The organism is Pelomonas parva, assembly GCF_043555835.1.
Classification (GTDB): domain Bacteria; phylum Pseudomonadota; class Gammaproteobacteria; order Burkholderiales; family Burkholderiaceae_C; genus Pelomonas; species Pelomonas parva.
Window position 1 is genome coordinate 229,680 of sequence record NZ_JBIGHV010000012.1, and the last position, 17,500, is coordinate 247,179.

Sequence of the window (17,500 nt, forward strand, 5' to 3'; positions counted from 1 at the left end):
AACGACGCAGAACAACAGCAGCAAGTTGTACGAGCCCAGGGAGACGTGGTGATGAGCAAGAAGACGGCGCGAGCCGCAACATGGCTGGCAAGAAGCATGGCTGCGGCCGGTGCCCTGACGGCCGTCGTGGCGCAGGCACAGGTCCCTGCCGACCCCTACAACTACAGCCGCGTCGCCACCAGCACCTTTTATGGCGCCGCCGATGGCGCCAAGCAGGGCCGTCTCAAGACCGTCACCGTCGAGCCGGACAACCCACAGCTGTGCAGCGTCACGAGCTACGACTACGACGCCTACGGCAACACCACCAGCACCAGCACCGCCAACTGCGGCGGCGCCAGCGGCCGGGCCGTATTTCCCGTCGGCAGTGGCAGTGGCAGCAGCACCTATGCGGCCGCCTCGCAGAGCATCACTGTCGGTACCGGCACGGCGACGGTCGCTGTGGCCGCCGGCATCTTCCCCAGCAGCCTCTCCAACGCTGCCGGCTTCAGCGAGAGCCGCAGCCACGACCCGCGCTTCGGTTCCGTGCTCACGCAGACCGGTCCCAACCAGTTGCCCACCAACTGGCGCTACGACGACTTCGGCCGCGCCACGAAGACGCTGATGGCCGATGGCACCAGCACCGTCGCCGCGTATTGCCTGCTCAGCATCTCGGGCAACGACCTTAGCTCCAACAGCAGCACCGCCAACGGCGACCCGCTGAGCTGCCCCACGCCCCCCGGCGGCGAAGCGCCGGCGGATGCGGTGATGTTCATCCACATGGTGTCGCTAAACACCGCCAGCGCGGAGATGACCTCGTACGTGCGCGTCTACAAGGACCGCCTGGGCCGCGACATTCGCAGCGTCACGCTCAGTTTCGATGGCAGTGCGCAGCCCGCAGGGCGAGCCGGCGTGCCCGTCTACGTCGACACGGTCTACAACAGCTACGGCGTCAAGGAGTTGCAGACGCAGCCCTACTTCGCCAGCTCGGCCAGTTCCACCTTGGCCGGTGCAAGCGACGTCGGCGTCAGCCGCACGGTGGTGGACACGCTGGGCCGCCCCACCGTCGTGTACGTGGCCGACCCCAATGGCAATGCCGGCACACAGAGCATGGGCATCTACGGCACTCGCCGGGCGTCTGCGACCAGCTTCAGCTACGCCGGCCCCAAGGTCATCACAACCAACGACAAGGGCCAGACGCGCACCGAGGAGAAGAACGCTCTCGGCGAACTTGTGCGGGTGACCGACACGACGGGCGCCACGCTCACTCACCAGCGCGACGCCTTCGGCAACCTCATCAAGACCCGCGACGCGCTGGGCAACACGACCACCATCGTGGTCGACCTGCGCGGCCGCAAGAAGCAGTTGCAGGATCCTGACTCGGGCACCTGGAACTACGACTACGACGCGCTGGGCAAGCTCGTCTGGCAGCAAAGCCCCAACCAGAGCGTTGCGGGCACCCAGACCACCATGGCCTACGACGTGCTGGGTCGCATGACCAGCCGCAGCGAGCCGGAGTACATCAGCACCTGGCGCTTTGACAACAACGCCGACGGCAGCTCTTGCATGAACGGCAACCCAAGCCTGGGCAAGGGCAAGCTGTGCCAGAGCGGCACCAGCAACGGCCTGAGCCGACAGTACACCTACGACGCGATGGGCCGGCCAAGCACGACCCTGAGCAGGATGGCCTCCACGACGGCTTTCTTCACCCAGGTGACTTACGAAGCCAGCACCGGCCGAGTGGCCACGCAGACCTATCCGAGCGGGCTGCAGGTGGGCTACACCTACACCGGCCGGGGTTGGCAAGAGAAGCTGCAACTGCTCACTGCCGCAGGTGCCAGTCTGCCCGCCGGCTCGGTCCTCTGGCAGGGCCAGAGCGTCGGGGCCTGGGGCAATGCAGAGCAGCAAGCCTACGGCAACGGCGTCACCAGCCGCGCCACCTTCGAGGCCAGCACCGGCCGTGTGACAGACCTGACCGCCGGCGTGCTGGTGGGCGGTGCCATGCCTGCACCGGGCAGCCGGGTCATGTCGCAGCAGTTCGCCTGGGACAGCCTGAGCAACCTGAGCACTCGCGTCGACCATGTGGGCGACAACGGCAGCGGGGCTGTCAGCGAGACGTTCTCATACGCCGACGGGCTCAACCGCCTGACCAACTACAGCGTCAGCGCCCCCGCCATCCCCGGCATGAACCGCTCGGTGAGTCTGCAATACAACGCGCTGGGCCTGCTGCTCTACAAGAGCGACGTCGGCAACTACAGCTACAACCCACAAGGCGGTGGTGCCGGCTCCAAGCCCCACGCCGTGCAGGCAATAGCCGGCGCGGCGGCCAACAGCTTCCAGTACGACGCCAACGGCAACCTCAGCACCGCCACGGCCGGCAAGTACCGCAGCGTCAGCTACACCAGCTTCAACCTACCTGATTCGGGCGCCGGTCTGCAAGGACCCGCAGGCAGCCCAAAGTACACCTGGAAATATGACGAAAACCATGCGCGGGTTTCTGAAACCCGAATGGTCGGCACCGGCGGTCGTTCGACCTATTACCTGCATCCGGACAATGCCGGCGGTCTGGGTTTTGAGTCCGAGATGAGCAACGCGGGTATTTTCCTGCGCCACTATCTCAATGCGGGCGGCCAGACCGTGGGCGTACTGGTGGCACAGGGGCCGCCGCCGAATGGCCTTCAGTACTTGAATGCGGCCTACCTTAGCTCGCACAAACTGCAGTACTGGCACAAGGACCATCTCGGCAGTTTGGTCGCGATCTCGGACCAGAGCGGCGCGGTGACCGCCCGCTATGCCTACGACCCGTTCGGCAAGCGCCGCTACACGAATGGCAACTACGACGCCGCCGGCAACGTGCAGGCCGACTGGAGCCCGACGAACGCCGGCACCGACCGCGGCTTCACGGGCCACGAGCACCTGGACGACGTGGGCATCGTCCACATGAACGGCCGGCTGTTCGACCCGACGGCGGGCGTGTTCATGCAGGCTGACCAGCATGTGCAGAACCCGGGGGACCTGCAGAACTTCAACCGCTATGGCTATTGCCTGAACAACCCGCTGACGTGCACCGACCCGACCGGGATGACGTACGTGCGGCCTGGGGGCGCCTCGGCTGGCGGTGGGGGGATGGCCTCCATGATGGTGGTACTGCCGTCTACACAGAAGTTTGCGGCGGCCACGGCGGCCGATGTGAGCGGCGCGGGAGCCAAGACACTGGCGCAAGGGAGCAGCAACCAGGCTCCCAATTTCAATAATCCGGGCGACGCCATCAACTGGACGTTGGCGAATTGCTCGGCCATGTCGCCGGACGAATGCTCAAGTCGATTGGCGGCATATGCGGGTTGGGCGCAGGGTATGGCGCGTGGCCAAGCCCAATCCTTCGAAAGGGATATGGAAATTCGGCGGGCGCAGTTGGCGATGGAGATGAGCAACTTCTCGAATCAGTACATGTTCACCATGAGATTCAGAGAGATAAGACAAACTGGCTCGGTGACTATCTCTGATCCGAAACCCGAGGGACAAGGTGGCGCGCAGACTTGGGTTCAAACGAAGATTGATACCTTTGTCGGCTTTGCGAAGTACCACGAAGTCGCGATGGTTCTGGGAGCACTCGCTACCGGTGTGAATCAACTGGTTGTCCCGGAGTCGAAAGGCGACGTCGCTCTAATGATGCTCGGTCCACTCGGCAAGGTTGGTAAGCTTGGGAAGGTGGCAGAATTGGCTTCTGATGCCCCAAAGGGCATGATTCATGGCCCCTATCACCGAGTTGGTGATTCACCAGAGGCAATCAGATCGATTCAGGCATCCGGCGAGCTTGTGGGCAATCCGTCCCGAAATTACATGACATCGCCATTTCCTAAGGTGAAGGCTTATGACGGCCCTCTGCCGGATGGAAAGAATGGATTTGAGTTCTTTACAAATGTCGCCCCTGACATTGGTCACGTGCCTGGTCAACCAACTTGGATGCCCACACGTCCAGGAGTCATTGAGAGAAATGAGCAAGCTGTTATTAAGTGCTCTGTCGTAAAGGTTGGATGTTGAAGTGACGAACCACGTGGACGCGAATAGGGTTGATTGGCCCAGCGGAGACTGCAAGCCGGTAATGGCGACTCGTCTTCTGGTAGAGGAGCTATCGATGAGACGGCACTCAGCCGTCTTTAGGGATCGAGACGACTTGGATTCATTCACGGGCGCGGTCTGGTGCGATATTTCAATAGGGCCAATTCTGGTTATGAGGCACGACGGCAACCCACAAGGCCTTACAGCTTTTTACGTTGATTCGGCGCGGGACGTTGCCAGCGCCCAGGCGGAGCTTCGTTGCTTTTTTGATTTGGCTGATAGTGAGATTGCGTGGGTACTTGGAGTACAAATTGGGCCTTAACCAGTTTTCAGCAGGCATACACGATGGGACCAAGTCGCAATCACCACCGCTACCCGTGACGGCTGCCAGCAGCCCGGTAGGTTGGGGTGAGCGAGCGAACCCCAACAACTCTATGCCTGCTCAAATGCAGGAATCAATAAATTGCCGTTGAGCGGTTTTCTAATTCAACTTTGTATTAAACCCGCATGCACTCCACCTCACTCACCAAAGCTCTATCACTCCCACTGGCCCTCGGCACCCTGCTCCTGCTGACCTCCACAGCGACGCTGGCCGGCCCCTCCGAGTCCATGTGCAGCCTGTTGGAAGACGGCATGCGAGGCTCGCTGCAATTGAGCGGCATTGAACCTGTGCACAGCGTCCAAGCCCAGGACCTGCCGGGCGGCGGGCAGCTCCACGTCCTCACCTGCGCATGGGTTTCCAAAGCGCAGGATCGTTCGCTAACTATCACCAGCACCACCGGGGCCATTCCCATCGAGATGCCCGTTTCCTGCAATGAACAAAAAGCGGGGGACAAGTCGATGGTCATGTGCATGGCAGGTTCCGGCGGCCCTATGGTCACCGTCGTCCTGACGCAACCGCTTCAAAACGGCAACCCCAACCTGGCGGCTGCACTGCGCGCCCACACCGAAGTGATGGTTAAAAAATGGGGCAAATTGGCCAAGCGGCCCTGATCACGCTGATGGCCCTGGCGCCACGGATGAATGGGGCCTTCCCGCGCCCTGGGCAAAGGACCCGATGAAGCTGGCAATTGCTGCCCCCCTGTCATGGGGTATGAGCCGGTTGTCGCCACGCAGGCTGAGCATCGGACTCAGCCTTTCGGCTTTTGTGCTCATCGGTGCTTCGCAAGGCATCCAATGGCACTTTCAGAATCTCCAGCAAAGCGCCGTGGCTGATCTGGCGGACGCCCAGCGGCAGTTGAGCGCAACTCTTGCGAATTCTTCATCTGCCGCTGCGACCGAGCCTCCCTTCGTCGACCGGCTGCCGGCGTCCCAAGACAACGGTGCGCCCCTGCTCCATCAAATCCAGCGTTCTTTCTCCGCAGCCGGCGTCACGCTGACCGCCTCCTCCGTGTCGACCGAGTCCGCCACCGCCTCGACCCTGGGCAAGCAACGCATCGTGCTCGCCGTCAAGGGCCCCTATGCCGCGATCAAGGCGTGCCTGGCCGATCTCCTCGGGCGCCTGCCGTCCCTGACGGTGCTGAACCTCTCGCTGCGCGCCCCTGCGACGGGTAGCGAACTGGACGGCCAGATCGAACTGCTGGCCCTGTCCAAGCCCCTGGCCGCCACCCGCCCCTCCACTGCGCCATGAAGACGATGCGCCCGTCGCTCGTCTGGGTCCTCGGCGGCACCGTAGTGCTGACGGTCGCTTCCTCCTGGCTGCCCAAGCCGGCGGTCGTGGCCGGCACCGCGGGTGACGCTGCGGGTCACGCCACTGCCGCGCTGACCACCGCTTCTCAAACCACCGCCGCACCCGGCCCCGTCGGCGCCCCCGCTGCAGCCCGGCTTCCCGCCACACTGCCCGCCGTCCTTCTCGAACCGGCCGAGGCCGACCCCTTCACCGCAGTCATGCTCCCGGCTCCTGCTCTCCCGGTGGCCGCCATCGCCCCATCGCCCGCTCCCGTGCTCCCTGCCGCCCCTCCCATGCGCTATCGATACCTCGGGCAGATGACCGACCCCGCCGGCCAACGCTGGATCTACCTCGGCAAGGACCAGCAGGAAATGGCCGCCAAGGTCGGCTCGGTGCTGGACGACGGCTACGCCGTGACCGCCGTCGAACCGGGGGCGGTCCGGCTTCGCCACGAGGCCAGCCGGACCGACGCGATCATCGAGATCCCCGCAGTGGCGGCCGAGCAATGACGGACGGGCGAGCCAATCCGGCCTTGGCGGCCTTCCGGCGCGTCGTCGTGCTGGTGGCGGCCGTGACGACGCTCGCCGGCTGCGCCGAGCAGCGCATCCGCAACGACTCGCAGCGCGCATTGGGCTCCGGCGAGTACGAACAGGCGATGCAGTCGCTGGAAGGCGGCGTGCGCGCCTACCCCGACAACATCGCATTGCGCAAGGAGCTGATCCAGTCCCGCGCCGAGGTGCTCACGCGGCTGGTGTCGCAGGCGGCGCGCGAACGCGCGGCCGGGCAGCTGGATGAGGCGCAGGCAACGTTGGAGCGCGCCAAACGCATGGATCCGCGCAACGACCGGCTCGTCGCGCTGGTGGCCGACCTGCGCGCCGAGCGCCGCCAGGACGCGGCGCAGCAGGAGGCGCAGAAGCTGATCGACGCACAACGCCCGGAAGCTGCGCTGCGCGTCATCGCGCAGGCACTCAAGGACAACCCTCGGCACGAGGGCTTGGTGGCGCTGCAGCGCAGCGTGGAGGCCGACCTGCGGCAGCGGCAGTTGCGCGCGTCCACCGCCGTGCTCGTCGAGACTCGGCCGATCTCGCTGGACTTTCGCGAGGCCAGCCTGAGGACCGTGCTGGACGTGGTCTCGCGCAACAGCGGCGTGAACTTCGTGCTCGACAAGGACATCCGCCCCGACACCCGCATCACCGTCTACATGAAGCAGGCGCGTGTCGAGGATGCGCTGGACCTGATCGTCGGCACCAACCAGCTCGCCAAGAAGGTGCTCGACGCCAAGACCATCGTCGTCTACCCGAACACACCCGAGAAGCAGCGCGAGTACCAGGAGCAGGTGGTACGGGTGTTCTACCTGGCCAACAGCGAAGCCAAGGGCGCCGCAGCCTTCCTCAAGGCCATGCTCAAGGTGCGCGAGCCCTTCATCGACGAGCGCAGCAACATGCTGGCGCTGCGCGAGTCGCCGGAGAACGTCGAGCTGGCCGAGCGGCTGGTGGCTTTGTACGACACCGACGAGCCGGAAGTGCTGCTCGAAGTCGAGGTCATGGAAGTTGGCGCCAGCCGGCTGACCGACCTGGGCATCAGCTACCCCGACAGCTTGTCGCTGACGCCCCTGGCGCCTTTGTCTTCAGGCGGCGGCTTGACTGTTTCCAACCTCAACCATCTCGGCTGGAACCGCGTCGGTGTCGGCATCTCGGGGCTCATCATCAACCTCAAGCGCGAGGTGGGCGATTTCACGACGCTGGCCAACCCGAAGATCCGGGCTCGCAACAAGGAGAAGGCCAAGGTGCTGGTTGGCGACAAGATTCCCATCATCACCAGCACATCGAGCAACACCGGCTTCGTCTCCGAGAGCGTCAGCTACCTGGACGTCGGCATCAAGCTCGAGGTCGAGCCCACCGTCTACGCCAACGACGACGTGGCCATCAAGGTGGCTCTGGAGGTCAGCTCGGTGGGCAGCGCCGTCAAGACAGCCTCGGGAACGCTCGCCTACAACATCGGCACCCGCAACGCCAACACCGTGCTGCGCCTGCGAGACGGTGAAACCCAGCTGCTTGCCGGCTTGATCAGCCGGGAGGAGCGCACGAGTTCCAGCCGCGTTCCCGGCCTGGGCGACCTGCCGGTGCTGGGGCGGCTGTTCTCCAGCCAGCAGGACAACCACAAACGCACCGAGCTGGTTCTGGCCATCACGCCGCGCGTGCTGCGCAACGCCCGGCGTGCCGACGCGAGCGAGACCGAACTGTGGGTCGGCACCGAGGCGTTCCAGCGGCTGAAGCCCGTCGGCGGCGGCCGCTTCACGGCAGTGCCGGGCGACAAGGGTGACGGTGCGGCCACCTCGGCGACGGCGGCGACGGATCCCGCCGCGTCGAAGGGCGAGCAGGCGGGGCCGCCGGTGACGCTGTCCCTGAGCGGCCCGAACGCGGTCGCGGTGGGGGATGTGTTCGACGTCAAGCTGAACCTGAAGGCGACGGCCACGCTGCGCGGCCTGCCGTTCGAAGTGCTGTTCCCGCCCGGCCACTTGCAGCTGCTCGACGTCGCCGAGGGCGAGTACTTCCGCCGCGACGGCAGCGTGACCGGCGTGGCCAAGACTGGCGAGAGCAAGGACGGCCGGATCTCCGTCGGCATCCTGCGCCGGGAGGCCACGGGTGCCAGCGGCGAAGGGGTGGTGGCGACGCTCAAGTTCAAGGCCATCGCTGCCGGCCCGACGGAGGTCCGGCTCGGCAGCACCAACCCGATCGGCCTGGACGGACCGCTCCCGGCGACTCCCCTGCCGGCGCCGCTGCAGGTGCAGGTGCGCTGACCGCGGCTGGGAGATGCTGAACGTGTCGCGTGGCTACAGCCTGATCGAGTTGTTGGTGGTGCTGGGCATCCTTGGGTTGCTGGCGACGCTGGCGATGCCGATGGCGGAGATGACTGTGCAGCGCGAGCGCGAACGCGAGCTCAGGCGCGCGGTGTGGGAGATACGCGATGCGATCGATGCCTACAAGAAGGCGCGCGACACCGGCGCGGTGGTGGAGTCGTCGCCGTCTCACTATCCCCCGACACTTGCTGCGCTGACCGAACTGCGCGATGACGCGCGTGCCGACCGCCTGGGCCAGCCGATCAGGTTCTTGCGGCGGGTACCGCGAGATCCCTTCGCGCCGGCAGACCTGCCGGCCGAGCGCACCTGGGGGCTGCGCAGCTACCAGTCGGAAGCGGGCCGGCCGCAGCCGGGTGTCGACGTGTACGACGTGTACTCGCTGTCGGACCGCGTGGGCTTGAACGGCGTGCCGTTGAGGGATTGGTGATGCGGTGCCGAGCGATGAGGAGCTGCGGCTTCACGGTCATAGAGCTACTGGTGGTCCTGGCGGCGATGGCGCTGTTGCTGTCCATCGCGGCGCCCCGGTATGTCGACTACCTCGACAACGCCCGCATCGTGGCGCTCAAGCAGGACCTGTTTCAGATGCGGGAAGCGCTGGACAAGTTTCACGCGGACCAGGGCCGTTATCCGAAGACGCTGGAGGAACTGGTGGAGCGGCGCTACTTGCGTGCGATACCGGAAGACCCGGTGACGCAGCGCACCGACACCTGGCTGCCGGTGGCGCCGAAGAACGGCGATACAGCGGTCATTGCTGATATTCGCAGCGGCGCCCCGGGCATGGCGCGAGACGGGACGGCTTATGCGTCGTGGTAACGGTGCGGCGCGGCGGTGCCAGGTGGGCTATACCTTCGTTGCGGTATTGATCATGCTGACCCTTTGCGCGCTCGGCATGGCAGCCGCCGGTCCGTTGTGGGCGGACGCGGTGCAACGTGACCGGGAGCAGGAACTGCTGCGGATCGGCGCGCTGTATGCCGCTGCCATCACCGAGTACCGCGACAGCTCGCCGGGAAACCACAAGCAGTTGCCCTTGTCGCTGGACGAACTGGTCAGCGACCCACGCTTCATCAGCACAATGCGCCACCTGCGCAAGCTGTACCCCGACCCCCTCGACCCGGCGCGCCCGTGGGGCCTAGTGCTCGACACCGACGGGCGCGTCATGGGCGTCTACAGCCAGAGCCAGGACGCGCCGTTGGCGCAAGGTCCGCAACGCATCGGGGCACTGCAGTTGCCTCCGGCCCAGCGCTATGCCGACTGGAAATTCACCCTCGTCAACACCTCGCGATGAAACCTGCACGCATGAGCCTTCATGGCCGCCAGCCCGTTCGGGGCTTCACCCTGCTTGAACTGCTGGTGGTCATCCTGATCATCGGTCTGCTCGCCGGCATCGTCGCGCCGCGCTTCATCAGCCAGATCGGCCGCTCCGAGACAACGGCGACGCGTGCCCAGATCGATGCCTTCGACAAGGCGCTGCAAGCCTTCCGGATCGACATGGGACGCTACCCGAGCACCGGCGAAGGTTTGCAGGCTCTGCTGATGGCCCCGGCCGGGGATCCCCGCTGGCGCGGGCCGTATCTCAAGGATTCCATTCCACCGGATCCCTGGGGCACGCCGTACCGCTACGTGATACCTGGTGTACGGGGCAAGGATTTCGGTCTTGTCAGCCTGGGCCGTGATCGCACCCCGGGCGGGACCGGCGACGACGCTGACATCACCAACTGAGGCTGAGCAGCAATGCGCTTTCAGGTTCGCCACTACCAGCCGCAGCAGCAGGCCGTGGCCGAAGAGACGCTGGACGCCACCTCACGCGAAGAGCTGGAGGCGCGGTTGAGCGCGGGTGGCTCGGTCGTGCTGGCGATTCGGCAGGTGCGCGACGTGCCTGCACGGGTCCGTCGGGGCGCAGGCATCGATGTGGCGTGGTGGTGTCGGGAACTCAAGACGCTGCTGCAGGCCGGCATGACGGTGGTTGAGGCCATTGAGACGCTCAACGCGCAGACGAGCGACGCCGCCCGCAGCGAGGTTCACGCCGGGTTGGTTGCGAGTCTGCATCAGGGCCAGCCGCTGTCTCAGGCGATGGTGGCGACTGGCGCCTTTCCGGGCATCCTCGTGGCCGGTGTGCGCGCCAGCGAGCGCACGAGCACGCTGGTTGAAGCTCTCGACGACTACCTTCGTTTCCACGGCATGCTCGACGAGATGCGCAAGAAGGTGGTGAGCGCGGCGATCTATCCCGCTGTGGTGGTCGGCCTTGGCTTTCTGATCTGCGTCTTCCTGTTGACCTTCGTCATCCCGCGCTTCTCGCGCATGTACACGGGGTTGCGCGGCGCGGTCAGCCCTGCGACCGAGGTGCTCATCGGCCTGAGCACCGTGATGCGCGACCACGGCCAGTGGGTGGCATTCGCCGTGCTGGTGCTGATCGTCGCCGTAGTGGCGACCTGGCGGGCCGGGCTGGTGCACCGTGGCGCCTCGGCCCTGGCGGCTCGCATCGGTCCTTTGCAGTCACGCCTGGACGACTTCAGGCTTGCCAAGCTCTACCAGTCGCTGGCGCTGCTGTTCCGCGGCGGCTACGCGCTGGATGAGGCGCTGCGGCAGTGCGCCGAACTGGGGCTTGGGGCCCGGCTGACTGGCGCCGTCGCCACGTGCAGGAGCACGCTGGAGAGAGGGGAGCGGGTGTCTGCCGCGTTCACGCACGCCGGGCTCACCGACGTGGTGTCGCAACGGCTCATGGCCGTCGGGGAGCGCAGCGGCGACTTCGACCGCGTGCTGTCCACCATCGCCGAGCGACATTCCGAACGCTTCGCCAACTTCATCGACCGTGCGACGCGAGTCGTCGAGCCGCTGTTGTTGCTGACCGTGGCCCTCGTCGTGGGGGGCATCGTGGTGATGATGTACATGCCGATCTTCGACCTTGCCAGCAGCCTGCACTGATCCATGGCCGATACCGTTCCCCGTTCTCCGGATGCCGCAATGACACCTCAGCAGTTGCGTGCTGCCATTCAGTCGGCGCGGCAAGCTCACAGGTCGGGGGCGGGCACCGTGTGGGATGTGCTTTTGCGTAGCGGCGCGATGCCTGAGGCGGACTGGAAGCGTCTGCTCCACGAAGCGGCGGGAATTCGGGTGGTCGACGCGGGTGGGACGCATCGTGTGGATTTCAGCAAGCTGCCACTGGAAGAGGCTCGTCGGCTGAGGGCAGTCCCGCTGTCAGTGGAGCCTGGAGCTTCTTCGCCGGTGGCACTGGCCGACCCCTGGAACGACGAGACGTTGCGCACGCTAGCCGCACGCCTGGGTGGCATGCCTGAGCCGATGGCTGCGAGTGCCGCCGTCCTCGATCAGTGGCTGGGCGGCGACGTCCGAGCGCCGGTGACAGCGCGCCAGGCAGTCAGCAGCGGCCCCCTAGGCGACGGCCCGGTTGTGCAGTTCGTCGACTCGGCCTTGCGTGCCGCCTACGCTGCCGGCGCCAGCGACGTCCACTTCGAATGTGACCGCAGCGGCGTGACGGTCAAGCTGCGGTTGGACGGCGTCATGTCCCGCCATTCGAGGCTGGATGATGTGCGGCGCGCGGAAGAGGTCGTCTCTCGCATCAAGGTGCTGGCGCAGTTGGACATCACCGAGCGGCGCACGCCGCAGGACGGGCGCTTCCGGTTCACCTTCGACGGTACGGCGGTGGACCTGCGCGTGTCGATCATGCCCAGCGTGTTTGGCGAAGACGCTGTGCTGCGGCTGCTGGACAAGGCACAGCTGCGCGCCGACCGCGACCATGTGTCGCTGGACAGCCTGGGATTCGACGAAGCCAGTGCCCAACGCATCCGCGACCTAGCGGGTCTGCCGCACGGCATGCTGCTGGTGACCGGCCCTACCGGCAGCGGCAAGACCACGACCGTCTACGCGGTCCTCTCCGAGGTCAACACCGGCCTGGAAAAGATCATCACGATCGAAGACCCCGTGGAGTACGAACTGCAAGGGGTGCTGCAGATCCCGGTCAATGAGCGCAAGGGGCTGACCTTCGCGAAAGGATTGCGTTCGATCCTGCGTCACGACCCCGACCGGATTCTGGTTGGCGAGATCCGTGACGCGGAAACCGCGGAGATCGCGATCCAGTCGGCCCTCACCGGCCATCAGGTGTTCACCACCGTGCATGCCAACAGCATCTTCGATGTCACCGGGCGCTTCAGGCACTTCGGGCTGGACATGTTCGGCTTCATGTCGGCGCTCAATGGCGTCATCGTGCAACGGCTCGTGCGCCGGCTGTGCGAGGCCTGCAAGAGCGAATCGCCGATGACGGCGCCGGAGCTGCGTTGGCTGCTGTCGGTCACTGGTGAGGGCGTGCAAGCCGACGGTCTGCCTGGTCGCTGCCGGCGGGCGGTCGGCTGCCCGCAGTGCCGCTCCACCGGCTACCGTGGACGTTTCGTGCTGGCGGAGGTTCACGCCGTCTCCGACCGGTTGCGTGACCTGGTGACCGGTGGCGCGCCGCTGACCGAATTGCGCGAGCATCTGCATACGCAGGACACGTCGTTTCTGGCCAGCCAGGGGGCTCAGGCCGTTCAACAGGGGCGCACCAGTCCGGAGGAAATCAAGCGTGTGGTGGGTTGGATCTGAGCCGCTGGACGTGTTCCTCGGAACACGACGAGTCATCGTCGCGCGGCGAGACGAGCTGCTGCATGAAGAGTCGACTGACGGCGTGGAGGCCGGGCTCGAGGCGTTGGAGCGGTGGTTCACTATCCCACCCAGGCGCTCGTCCGTGCGCCTGTGGCTCAGCGGGGCGCTGTGCCGTGTCTTTGTGCAAGAGCATGTGCCGGGCACCCGGGCACGCGACCTTCAGCGCATCGTCGAAGCAGAGGCGCCACGGCGCACCGGCCTTGCCGCGCACTGTGTCGTATGGCTCGAACCTCGCCGAGGCACTCAGCAGCGAACGGCGGCCGCCATTGAGGCAGGCGTGCTGAAGTCAATCTACAGCTGGCACGACCGGCAACGACCGCGAATGAAGTTGCGTGGTGTACATCCATGGTGGTCAGAGGCCCTGGCCGCCGTCCATACCCAGGAGCCCGACTGCTCGGCGCTGGTGATTGACGACCTGGAATCGCTGACCATCTTCGGCGGCGAGCGCGACGCATTGAATGTTGCGGTCTCGGCCGCTCCCGTCAACGGTGGTCCAGAAGCTCAAAGCCTGCGGCAGCGCGCTTTGTTTGGGTTGGGGCTGGATGCCGCGACGGTTCGCACCGTGACGCTGTTGTCTGTTGATTCCGGGGCGGCAAACGCCACAGAGGTACCCTTCATCGCATTGCGCGCCTGGGTGGAGCAGCGATGAGACCGCTTCGGCCCGATTTCGCGCCAGCCGACAAAGGTCGGCAGTGGGCCGGCTTGCTCCTCGTGGTGGGTCTGTTGCTCGTTGCGGCGGCTATCGCCATGGCTGCGGTTCGGGCCAGAACGCAGGCACTACAGACGCTGGCGAAGGTGGCGGAGGTGCGGCAACGCATCGTCGCCGAGGAAGAACGGAGTCAGGCCCGCGCACCGGTTGCGACCGAGCCCTACGCTGAAGATGCGCGTCGGGTAGCGGGGATAGCTGGCATGCCCCTCGACGCAGTTCTGCGCAGCCTCGAACGTGTTCGTCTGCCAGAGGTTCGCTTTCTATCGCTGAACGTGCAAGCCGAGACGGGACAAGTGCGGGTCGAGGTGGAGGCGGGCGATCTGGCACAGGCCTCGCGAGTGCTTGGCGAACTCAATGCTGGGCTGGAGAAGCCACGGTGGCAGTGGGTTGCGTCACGCGTAGACCCTGGGGCGAAGCCCAGGGTGTTGGTGACGCTGGAGTCTCGGTGGTCGGGCGAAATGGATCGAGAGGGCCGCCGACCGAGATGAACGAGCCCTTCAAGGCTCGAAGTCCGGGCCATGAGGAATAGTCTCAAATATCTCCGTGAGCTGAAAGTGGTCGAGATCCAGTTGTCGGACTTCGTCCTGGCGGGCGAAGACGACGTTCGAGGCTTCATGAAGCAGCGCTTCCAGGTCCTTCTTCTCCTCCAGCCGTTCAAGGACCGAATGGCCGAACAGCCCCATGACATCGATCGTGACTGGCAGAACGTGTTCGCCAGAGTCCTTGTAGCCAGTCATGAGTTCGCGATCAAAGGTCCGCTCGTCCCAGTGGGATAACGCGGTGCCTCCACCCCCGTTTAGCTCCACAAGCATCTCGGCCAGCCGGCCAACGCGATCAGTGGCTACCAAATGAAAACGACCTGTGCTCTGATCGAACAGGTCGGTCCATTGCTCCCATCCGATGCCGAGCGTGTGGCCAATCTCGTGGGCGATGGTCCCGGCGATCTCAACGGCCGAAAAGGTCGCAAGGTATTTGGTATTGAACTCGATGACGCCGTATCGCACCCCACCTTGAGAGTAGGGCTTGTAGGCGCGCGCTATGGTTGTGCCCTGCTGGGTGAATGTTCCGAGTCTGACCACGACCGAAAACGCCGGTTCGATGTAGCGATTCCAGAAATTGCACGCCGTACGCGCTGCATCCTTCAGACGGTCGTCCAAGTCCTGGACGATCTTGTAGGTGATCAGGTTGGCGCCGTGTTGGTTGCCGGTGCCGGGCTGCGCATCGAGATTGCGGGCTGCCAGGAGCCACGACATCGTGTGCTGGATTGCGTACAGCCGGCGCTCCTCGGCGGCCGAGAGCTGCCGCTGCAGTGACTGGAAGGCTTGCGCCTCAGTTCGCAGGGCTTCAATCATCCCGTCGATCGTGGAAGCATCAGGCTGCGCTGATTGGACCTCGCCCAGATCGGTCTGCAGACTCGAAGCGCGAGCGTCGAGGACCCGCATCAACCTGCTGCGCTCAGGCGCGGACTCGACAGACAGCTGCGCTGCGACGGGTACGTCCCGCCCCCATGCGGTGAAAAACTTCAAACCCGTGGCCTTCTCGATCTCGGCAAGCGTTGCCGGATAGTCCTGAGGGCTGGACGAAGGCGGTGCCTCCTGTGGAATGATGAAACAGTCGAGTTGGACATTCGACAGTCGGTCATATGGATACCTTTGTGGATCCACGATCACGGCGAAGTAGGCAGATGGCACTGGCATGTTCTTGCCGGTTCCGCGTCCGATGGATGTGGGCTCCTCTTCGAAGACCGGTCCAACGATCACCCACACGTGGTCCTTCTTTGGTTCGTCCTTGATCTCGCGGATAGCCGTTTCGAGCTTCAGCCAGACGCCGCTGTTCAGCGAGCCGTACTGGGGGCTCATGTTCGACATCAGGAACGTCTCCATTTGGGCAAGACGGCCGAACTGCCGATTGATGACCTCGTTGGGTGTCATGTGTCCGACGTTCAGGGCGACATTGCCAAGCTTGCCGAACGTCGTGCGTCCCACGCGCGTTTCCGAAGGAAGACGCAGGTCGTCCAGGTAATGGATTGGGCGCTCGTAGTCGACGTCCTGCTCAGCCTGGGCTACGCGATAGGCCGACCAAGCTGGCTGCAGCCGAGACGGACAGAAGCCGACGACATAGCCCTGGTTCACCAGGATCTGGATTGGGCGCGTCTCGTCCTGGTTTTCTGGAGGGCCCCGCCACAGGTGAATGTCGATGTGATGAGCCTGGCTCGCGCACAAGGGGTGCACTGTCGTGTAGTCCATAGCCGTCCTCGCCTGAATGGTTTCGCGTTGAGAATGTCGATTGCTGCGGCCGCTGGCCGCCGACAATTATCTTGAGCGCTCAGCGACAACTATCGTGAGCGGTTGACGCAGGCCGCCGGGAGCGTTTTGCGGGTGGGTTTCTACAGTGGTTGGCTTCCAGAGGGAGGCAGCCACGGTGCCCGGCAAACGCATATCGGACCTGCAAGTGAGCAAGTACAAGGAACTCAGAGGGAAGTACGGCCAGGAGGCCGCAGCGGCCAAGACTGGCATCAGCGTGGCCAGCGCGCGGCGGCTGGAATCGGCGGTAACGCTGCCCTCGCAGCGGCCGCCACGGCACTGGCGCACCCGCGCCGATCCGCTGGCGGAGGTTTGGGCCAGCGAGGTGGTGCCCATGCTGGAAGGCGCGCCGTCGCTGATGGCCGTCACGGTGCTGGAAGAACTGCAACGCCGCCACCCCGAGCGGTTCGCCGATGCGGTGCTGCGCACGCTGCAGCGGCGCGTGAGCCAGTGGCGTGCCGAGCACGGCGACGAGCGCGAGTTGTTCTTCGCGCAGGAGCACCCGCCGGGCCGACTGGGCCTATCGGACTTCACCGTGGCCGACGAACTGGACATCAGTCTGGGCGGGTTGGCCTTCCCGCACCGGCTCTACCAGTTCGCGCTGGCCCACAGCGGCTGGCGGCATGCTCGGGTCGTGCTGGGCGGCGAGAGCTTCCAGAGCCTGGCTGCAGGGCTGCAAGACGCACTGTGGATGGCCGGCGGCGTGCCGCTGGAGCACCGCACCGACAGCCTGTCGGCGGCCTTCAACAACCTGGCCGAACGCGAAGAGCTGACCAAGCGTTACCAGACCCTGTGCCAGCACTACGGCATGCGACCCACGCGCAACAACATCGGCGTGAGCCACGAGAACGGCGCCATTGAAGCGCGCCAAGGCAGCCTCAAGCGTGGGCTGGACCAGGCCCTGCTGCTGCGCGGCAGCCGCGAGTTCAATGACCTGCCGGCCTACGAGCAGTTCGTTGCCGAGACCGTGCGCCGGCTCAACGCCCGCTGCACGCGGGCCTGGGAAGCCGAGCGCACCAGCCTCCAAGTGCTGCCAGCGCGGCGCACAGCCGACTTCGAGGAGGTGGACGCGCGCGTCAGCAAGTTCGGCGTGTTCAGTGCCAAGAGCGTGCTCTACAGCGTGCCCTCGCGCCTGGCCGGCCAGCGGCTGAAGGTGAGGCTGCACAGCACCCATCTGGACGCCTGGCTGGGCGGTGTGAAGGTCTTCGAGTGCGAGCGGCTGCATGCCAGCACGGCCGACCGTCACCCCAAGCGCATCGACTGGCGCCACATGC

Annotated in this window: 14 protein-coding genes; 13 read left to right on the forward strand and 1 reads right to left on the reverse strand. The window is 65.2% G+C overall.

The annotated features are described in order from the left end of the window. Positions 1-51 precede the first annotated feature (51 nt). The 12 genes from ACG00Y_RS26340 to ACG00Y_RS26395 all read left to right on the forward strand — a co-directional run bounded on the left by ACG00Y_RS26340 (position 52) and on the right by ACG00Y_RS26395 (position 13,863). Positions 52-4,017 (forward strand): RHS repeat domain-containing protein, encoded by a 3,966-nt coding sequence (locus tag ACG00Y_RS26340; RefSeq protein WP_394484185.1) that lies wholly within the window; start codon positions 52-54, stop codon positions 4,015-4,017. A gap of 525 nt (positions 4,018-4,542) precedes the next feature. Beyond that, positions 4,543-5,028 (forward strand): hypothetical protein, encoded by a 486-nt coding sequence (locus tag ACG00Y_RS26345; protein WP_394484187.1) that lies wholly within the window; start codon positions 4,543-4,545, stop codon positions 5,026-5,028. A 64-nt stretch (positions 5,029-5,092) separates the two neighbouring features. Continuing rightward, entirely contained in the window at positions 5,093-5,665 is a 573-nt protein-coding gene (locus ACG00Y_RS26350; RefSeq protein ID WP_394484189.1) for a GspMb/PilO family protein, read from the forward strand. Then, the gene (locus ACG00Y_RS26355) at positions 5,662-6,213 is read left to right on the forward strand and encodes a hypothetical protein (protein WP_394484191.1); all 552 of its coding nucleotides are present in this window, start codon (positions 5,662-5,664) and stop codon (positions 6,211-6,213) included. The genes ACG00Y_RS26350 and ACG00Y_RS26355 overlap by 4 nt, the downstream gene beginning before the upstream one ends. Beyond that, positions 6,210-8,504, forward strand: a complete 2,295-nt coding sequence (locus ACG00Y_RS26360; RefSeq protein ID WP_394484193.1) for a cohesin domain-containing protein — start codon at positions 6,210-6,212, stop codon at positions 8,502-8,504. The genes ACG00Y_RS26355 and ACG00Y_RS26360 overlap by 4 nt, the downstream gene beginning before the upstream one ends. 13 nt (positions 8,505-8,517) lie before the next feature. Beyond that, on the forward strand, positions 8,518-8,991 hold the full coding sequence (locus ACG00Y_RS26365; RefSeq protein WP_394484195.1) for a prepilin-type N-terminal cleavage/methylation domain-containing protein: 474 nt from the start codon (positions 8,518-8,520) through the stop codon (positions 8,989-8,991). A 14-nt stretch (positions 8,992-9,005) separates the two neighbouring features. Next, complete coding sequence (locus tag ACG00Y_RS26370) at positions 9,006-9,377, forward strand: type II secretion system protein (RefSeq protein WP_394484197.1); 372 nt, start codon at positions 9,006-9,008, stop codon at positions 9,375-9,377. Positions 9,378-9,399: 22 nt separating this feature from the next. After that, on the forward strand, positions 9,400-9,849 hold the full coding sequence (locus ACG00Y_RS26375; RefSeq protein ID WP_394484199.1) for a type II secretion system protein: 450 nt from the start codon (positions 9,400-9,402) through the stop codon (positions 9,847-9,849). After that, entirely contained in the window at positions 9,846-10,283 is a 438-nt protein-coding gene (gene gspG, locus ACG00Y_RS26380) for a type II secretion system major pseudopilin GspG (RefSeq protein WP_394484201.1), read from the forward strand. Before ACG00Y_RS26375 ends, gspG begins: the two co-directional genes overlap by 4 nt. Positions 10,284-10,295: 12 nt before the next feature. Continuing rightward, a complete protein-coding gene (locus ACG00Y_RS26385; protein ID WP_394484203.1) occupies positions 10,296-11,486 on the forward strand; it encodes a type II secretion system F family protein in 1,191 nt (396 codons plus the stop codon). Between the two features lie 3 nt (positions 11,487-11,489). Continuing rightward, the gene (locus ACG00Y_RS26390; protein ID WP_394484206.1) at positions 11,490-13,154 is read left to right on the forward strand and encodes a GspE/PulE family protein; all 1,665 of its coding nucleotides are present in this window, start codon (positions 11,490-11,492) and stop codon (positions 13,152-13,154) included. Between the two features lie 10 nt (positions 13,155-13,164). Continuing rightward, entirely contained in the window at positions 13,165-13,863 is a 699-nt protein-coding gene (locus tag ACG00Y_RS26395; protein ID WP_394484208.1) for a hypothetical protein, read from the forward strand. Positions 13,864-14,420: 557 nt separating this feature from the next. Here ACG00Y_RS26395 and ACG00Y_RS26400 read toward each other — a convergent pair. Next, positions 14,421-16,169, reverse strand: coding sequence for a DNA/RNA non-specific endonuclease (locus tag ACG00Y_RS26400; RefSeq protein WP_394484210.1), 1,749 nt, complete (start codon positions 16,167-16,169; stop codon positions 14,421-14,423). 175 nt (positions 16,170-16,344) lie between these two features. Here ACG00Y_RS26400 and istA point away from each other — a divergent pair. Beyond that, a partial coding sequence (gene istA, locus ACG00Y_RS26405; RefSeq protein WP_394484211.1) for an IS21 family transposase occupies positions 16,345-17,500 on the forward strand: 1,156 nt, incomplete at its 3' end.

What these genes read in the sequence shown, in the direction of transcription:
- ACG00Y_RS26350 (WP_394484189.1), top strand. Translation starts at nt 5,093, where the DNA reads ATGAAGCTGGCAATTGCTGCCCCCCTGTCATGGGGTATGAGCCGGTTG.
- ACG00Y_RS26385 (WP_394484203.1), top strand. Translation starts at nt 10,296, where the DNA reads ATGCGCTTTCAGGTTCGCCACTACCAGCCGCAGCAGCAGGCCGTGGCC.
- ACG00Y_RS26390 (WP_394484206.1), top strand. Translation starts at nt 11,490, where the DNA reads ATGGCCGATACCGTTCCCCGTTCTCCGGATGCCGCAATGACACCTCAG.
- ACG00Y_RS26365 (WP_394484195.1), top strand. Translation starts at nt 8,518, where the DNA reads ATGCTGAACGTGTCGCGTGGCTACAGCCTGATCGAGTTGTTGGTGGTG.
- ACG00Y_RS26340 (WP_394484185.1), top strand. Translation starts at nt 52, where the DNA reads ATGAGCAAGAAGACGGCGCGAGCCGCAACATGGCTGGCAAGAAGCATG.
- ACG00Y_RS26355 (WP_394484191.1), top strand. Translation starts at nt 5,662, where the DNA reads ATGAAGACGATGCGCCCGTCGCTCGTCTGGGTCCTCGGCGGCACCGTA.
- ACG00Y_RS26400 (WP_394484210.1), bottom strand. Translation starts at nt 16,169, where the DNA reads ATGGACTACACGACAGTGCACCCCTTGTGCGCGAGCCAGGCTCATCAC.
- ACG00Y_RS26360 (WP_394484193.1), top strand. Translation starts at nt 6,210, where the DNA reads ATGACGGACGGGCGAGCCAATCCGGCCTTGGCGGCCTTCCGGCGCGTC.
- ACG00Y_RS26370 (WP_394484197.1), top strand. Translation starts at nt 9,006, where the DNA reads ATGAGGAGCTGCGGCTTCACGGTCATAGAGCTACTGGTGGTCCTGGCG.
- ACG00Y_RS26345 (WP_394484187.1), top strand. Translation starts at nt 4,543, where the DNA reads ATGCACTCCACCTCACTCACCAAAGCTCTATCACTCCCACTGGCCCTC.
- gspG (WP_394484201.1), top strand. Translation starts at nt 9,846, where the DNA reads ATGAAACCTGCACGCATGAGCCTTCATGGCCGCCAGCCCGTTCGGGGC.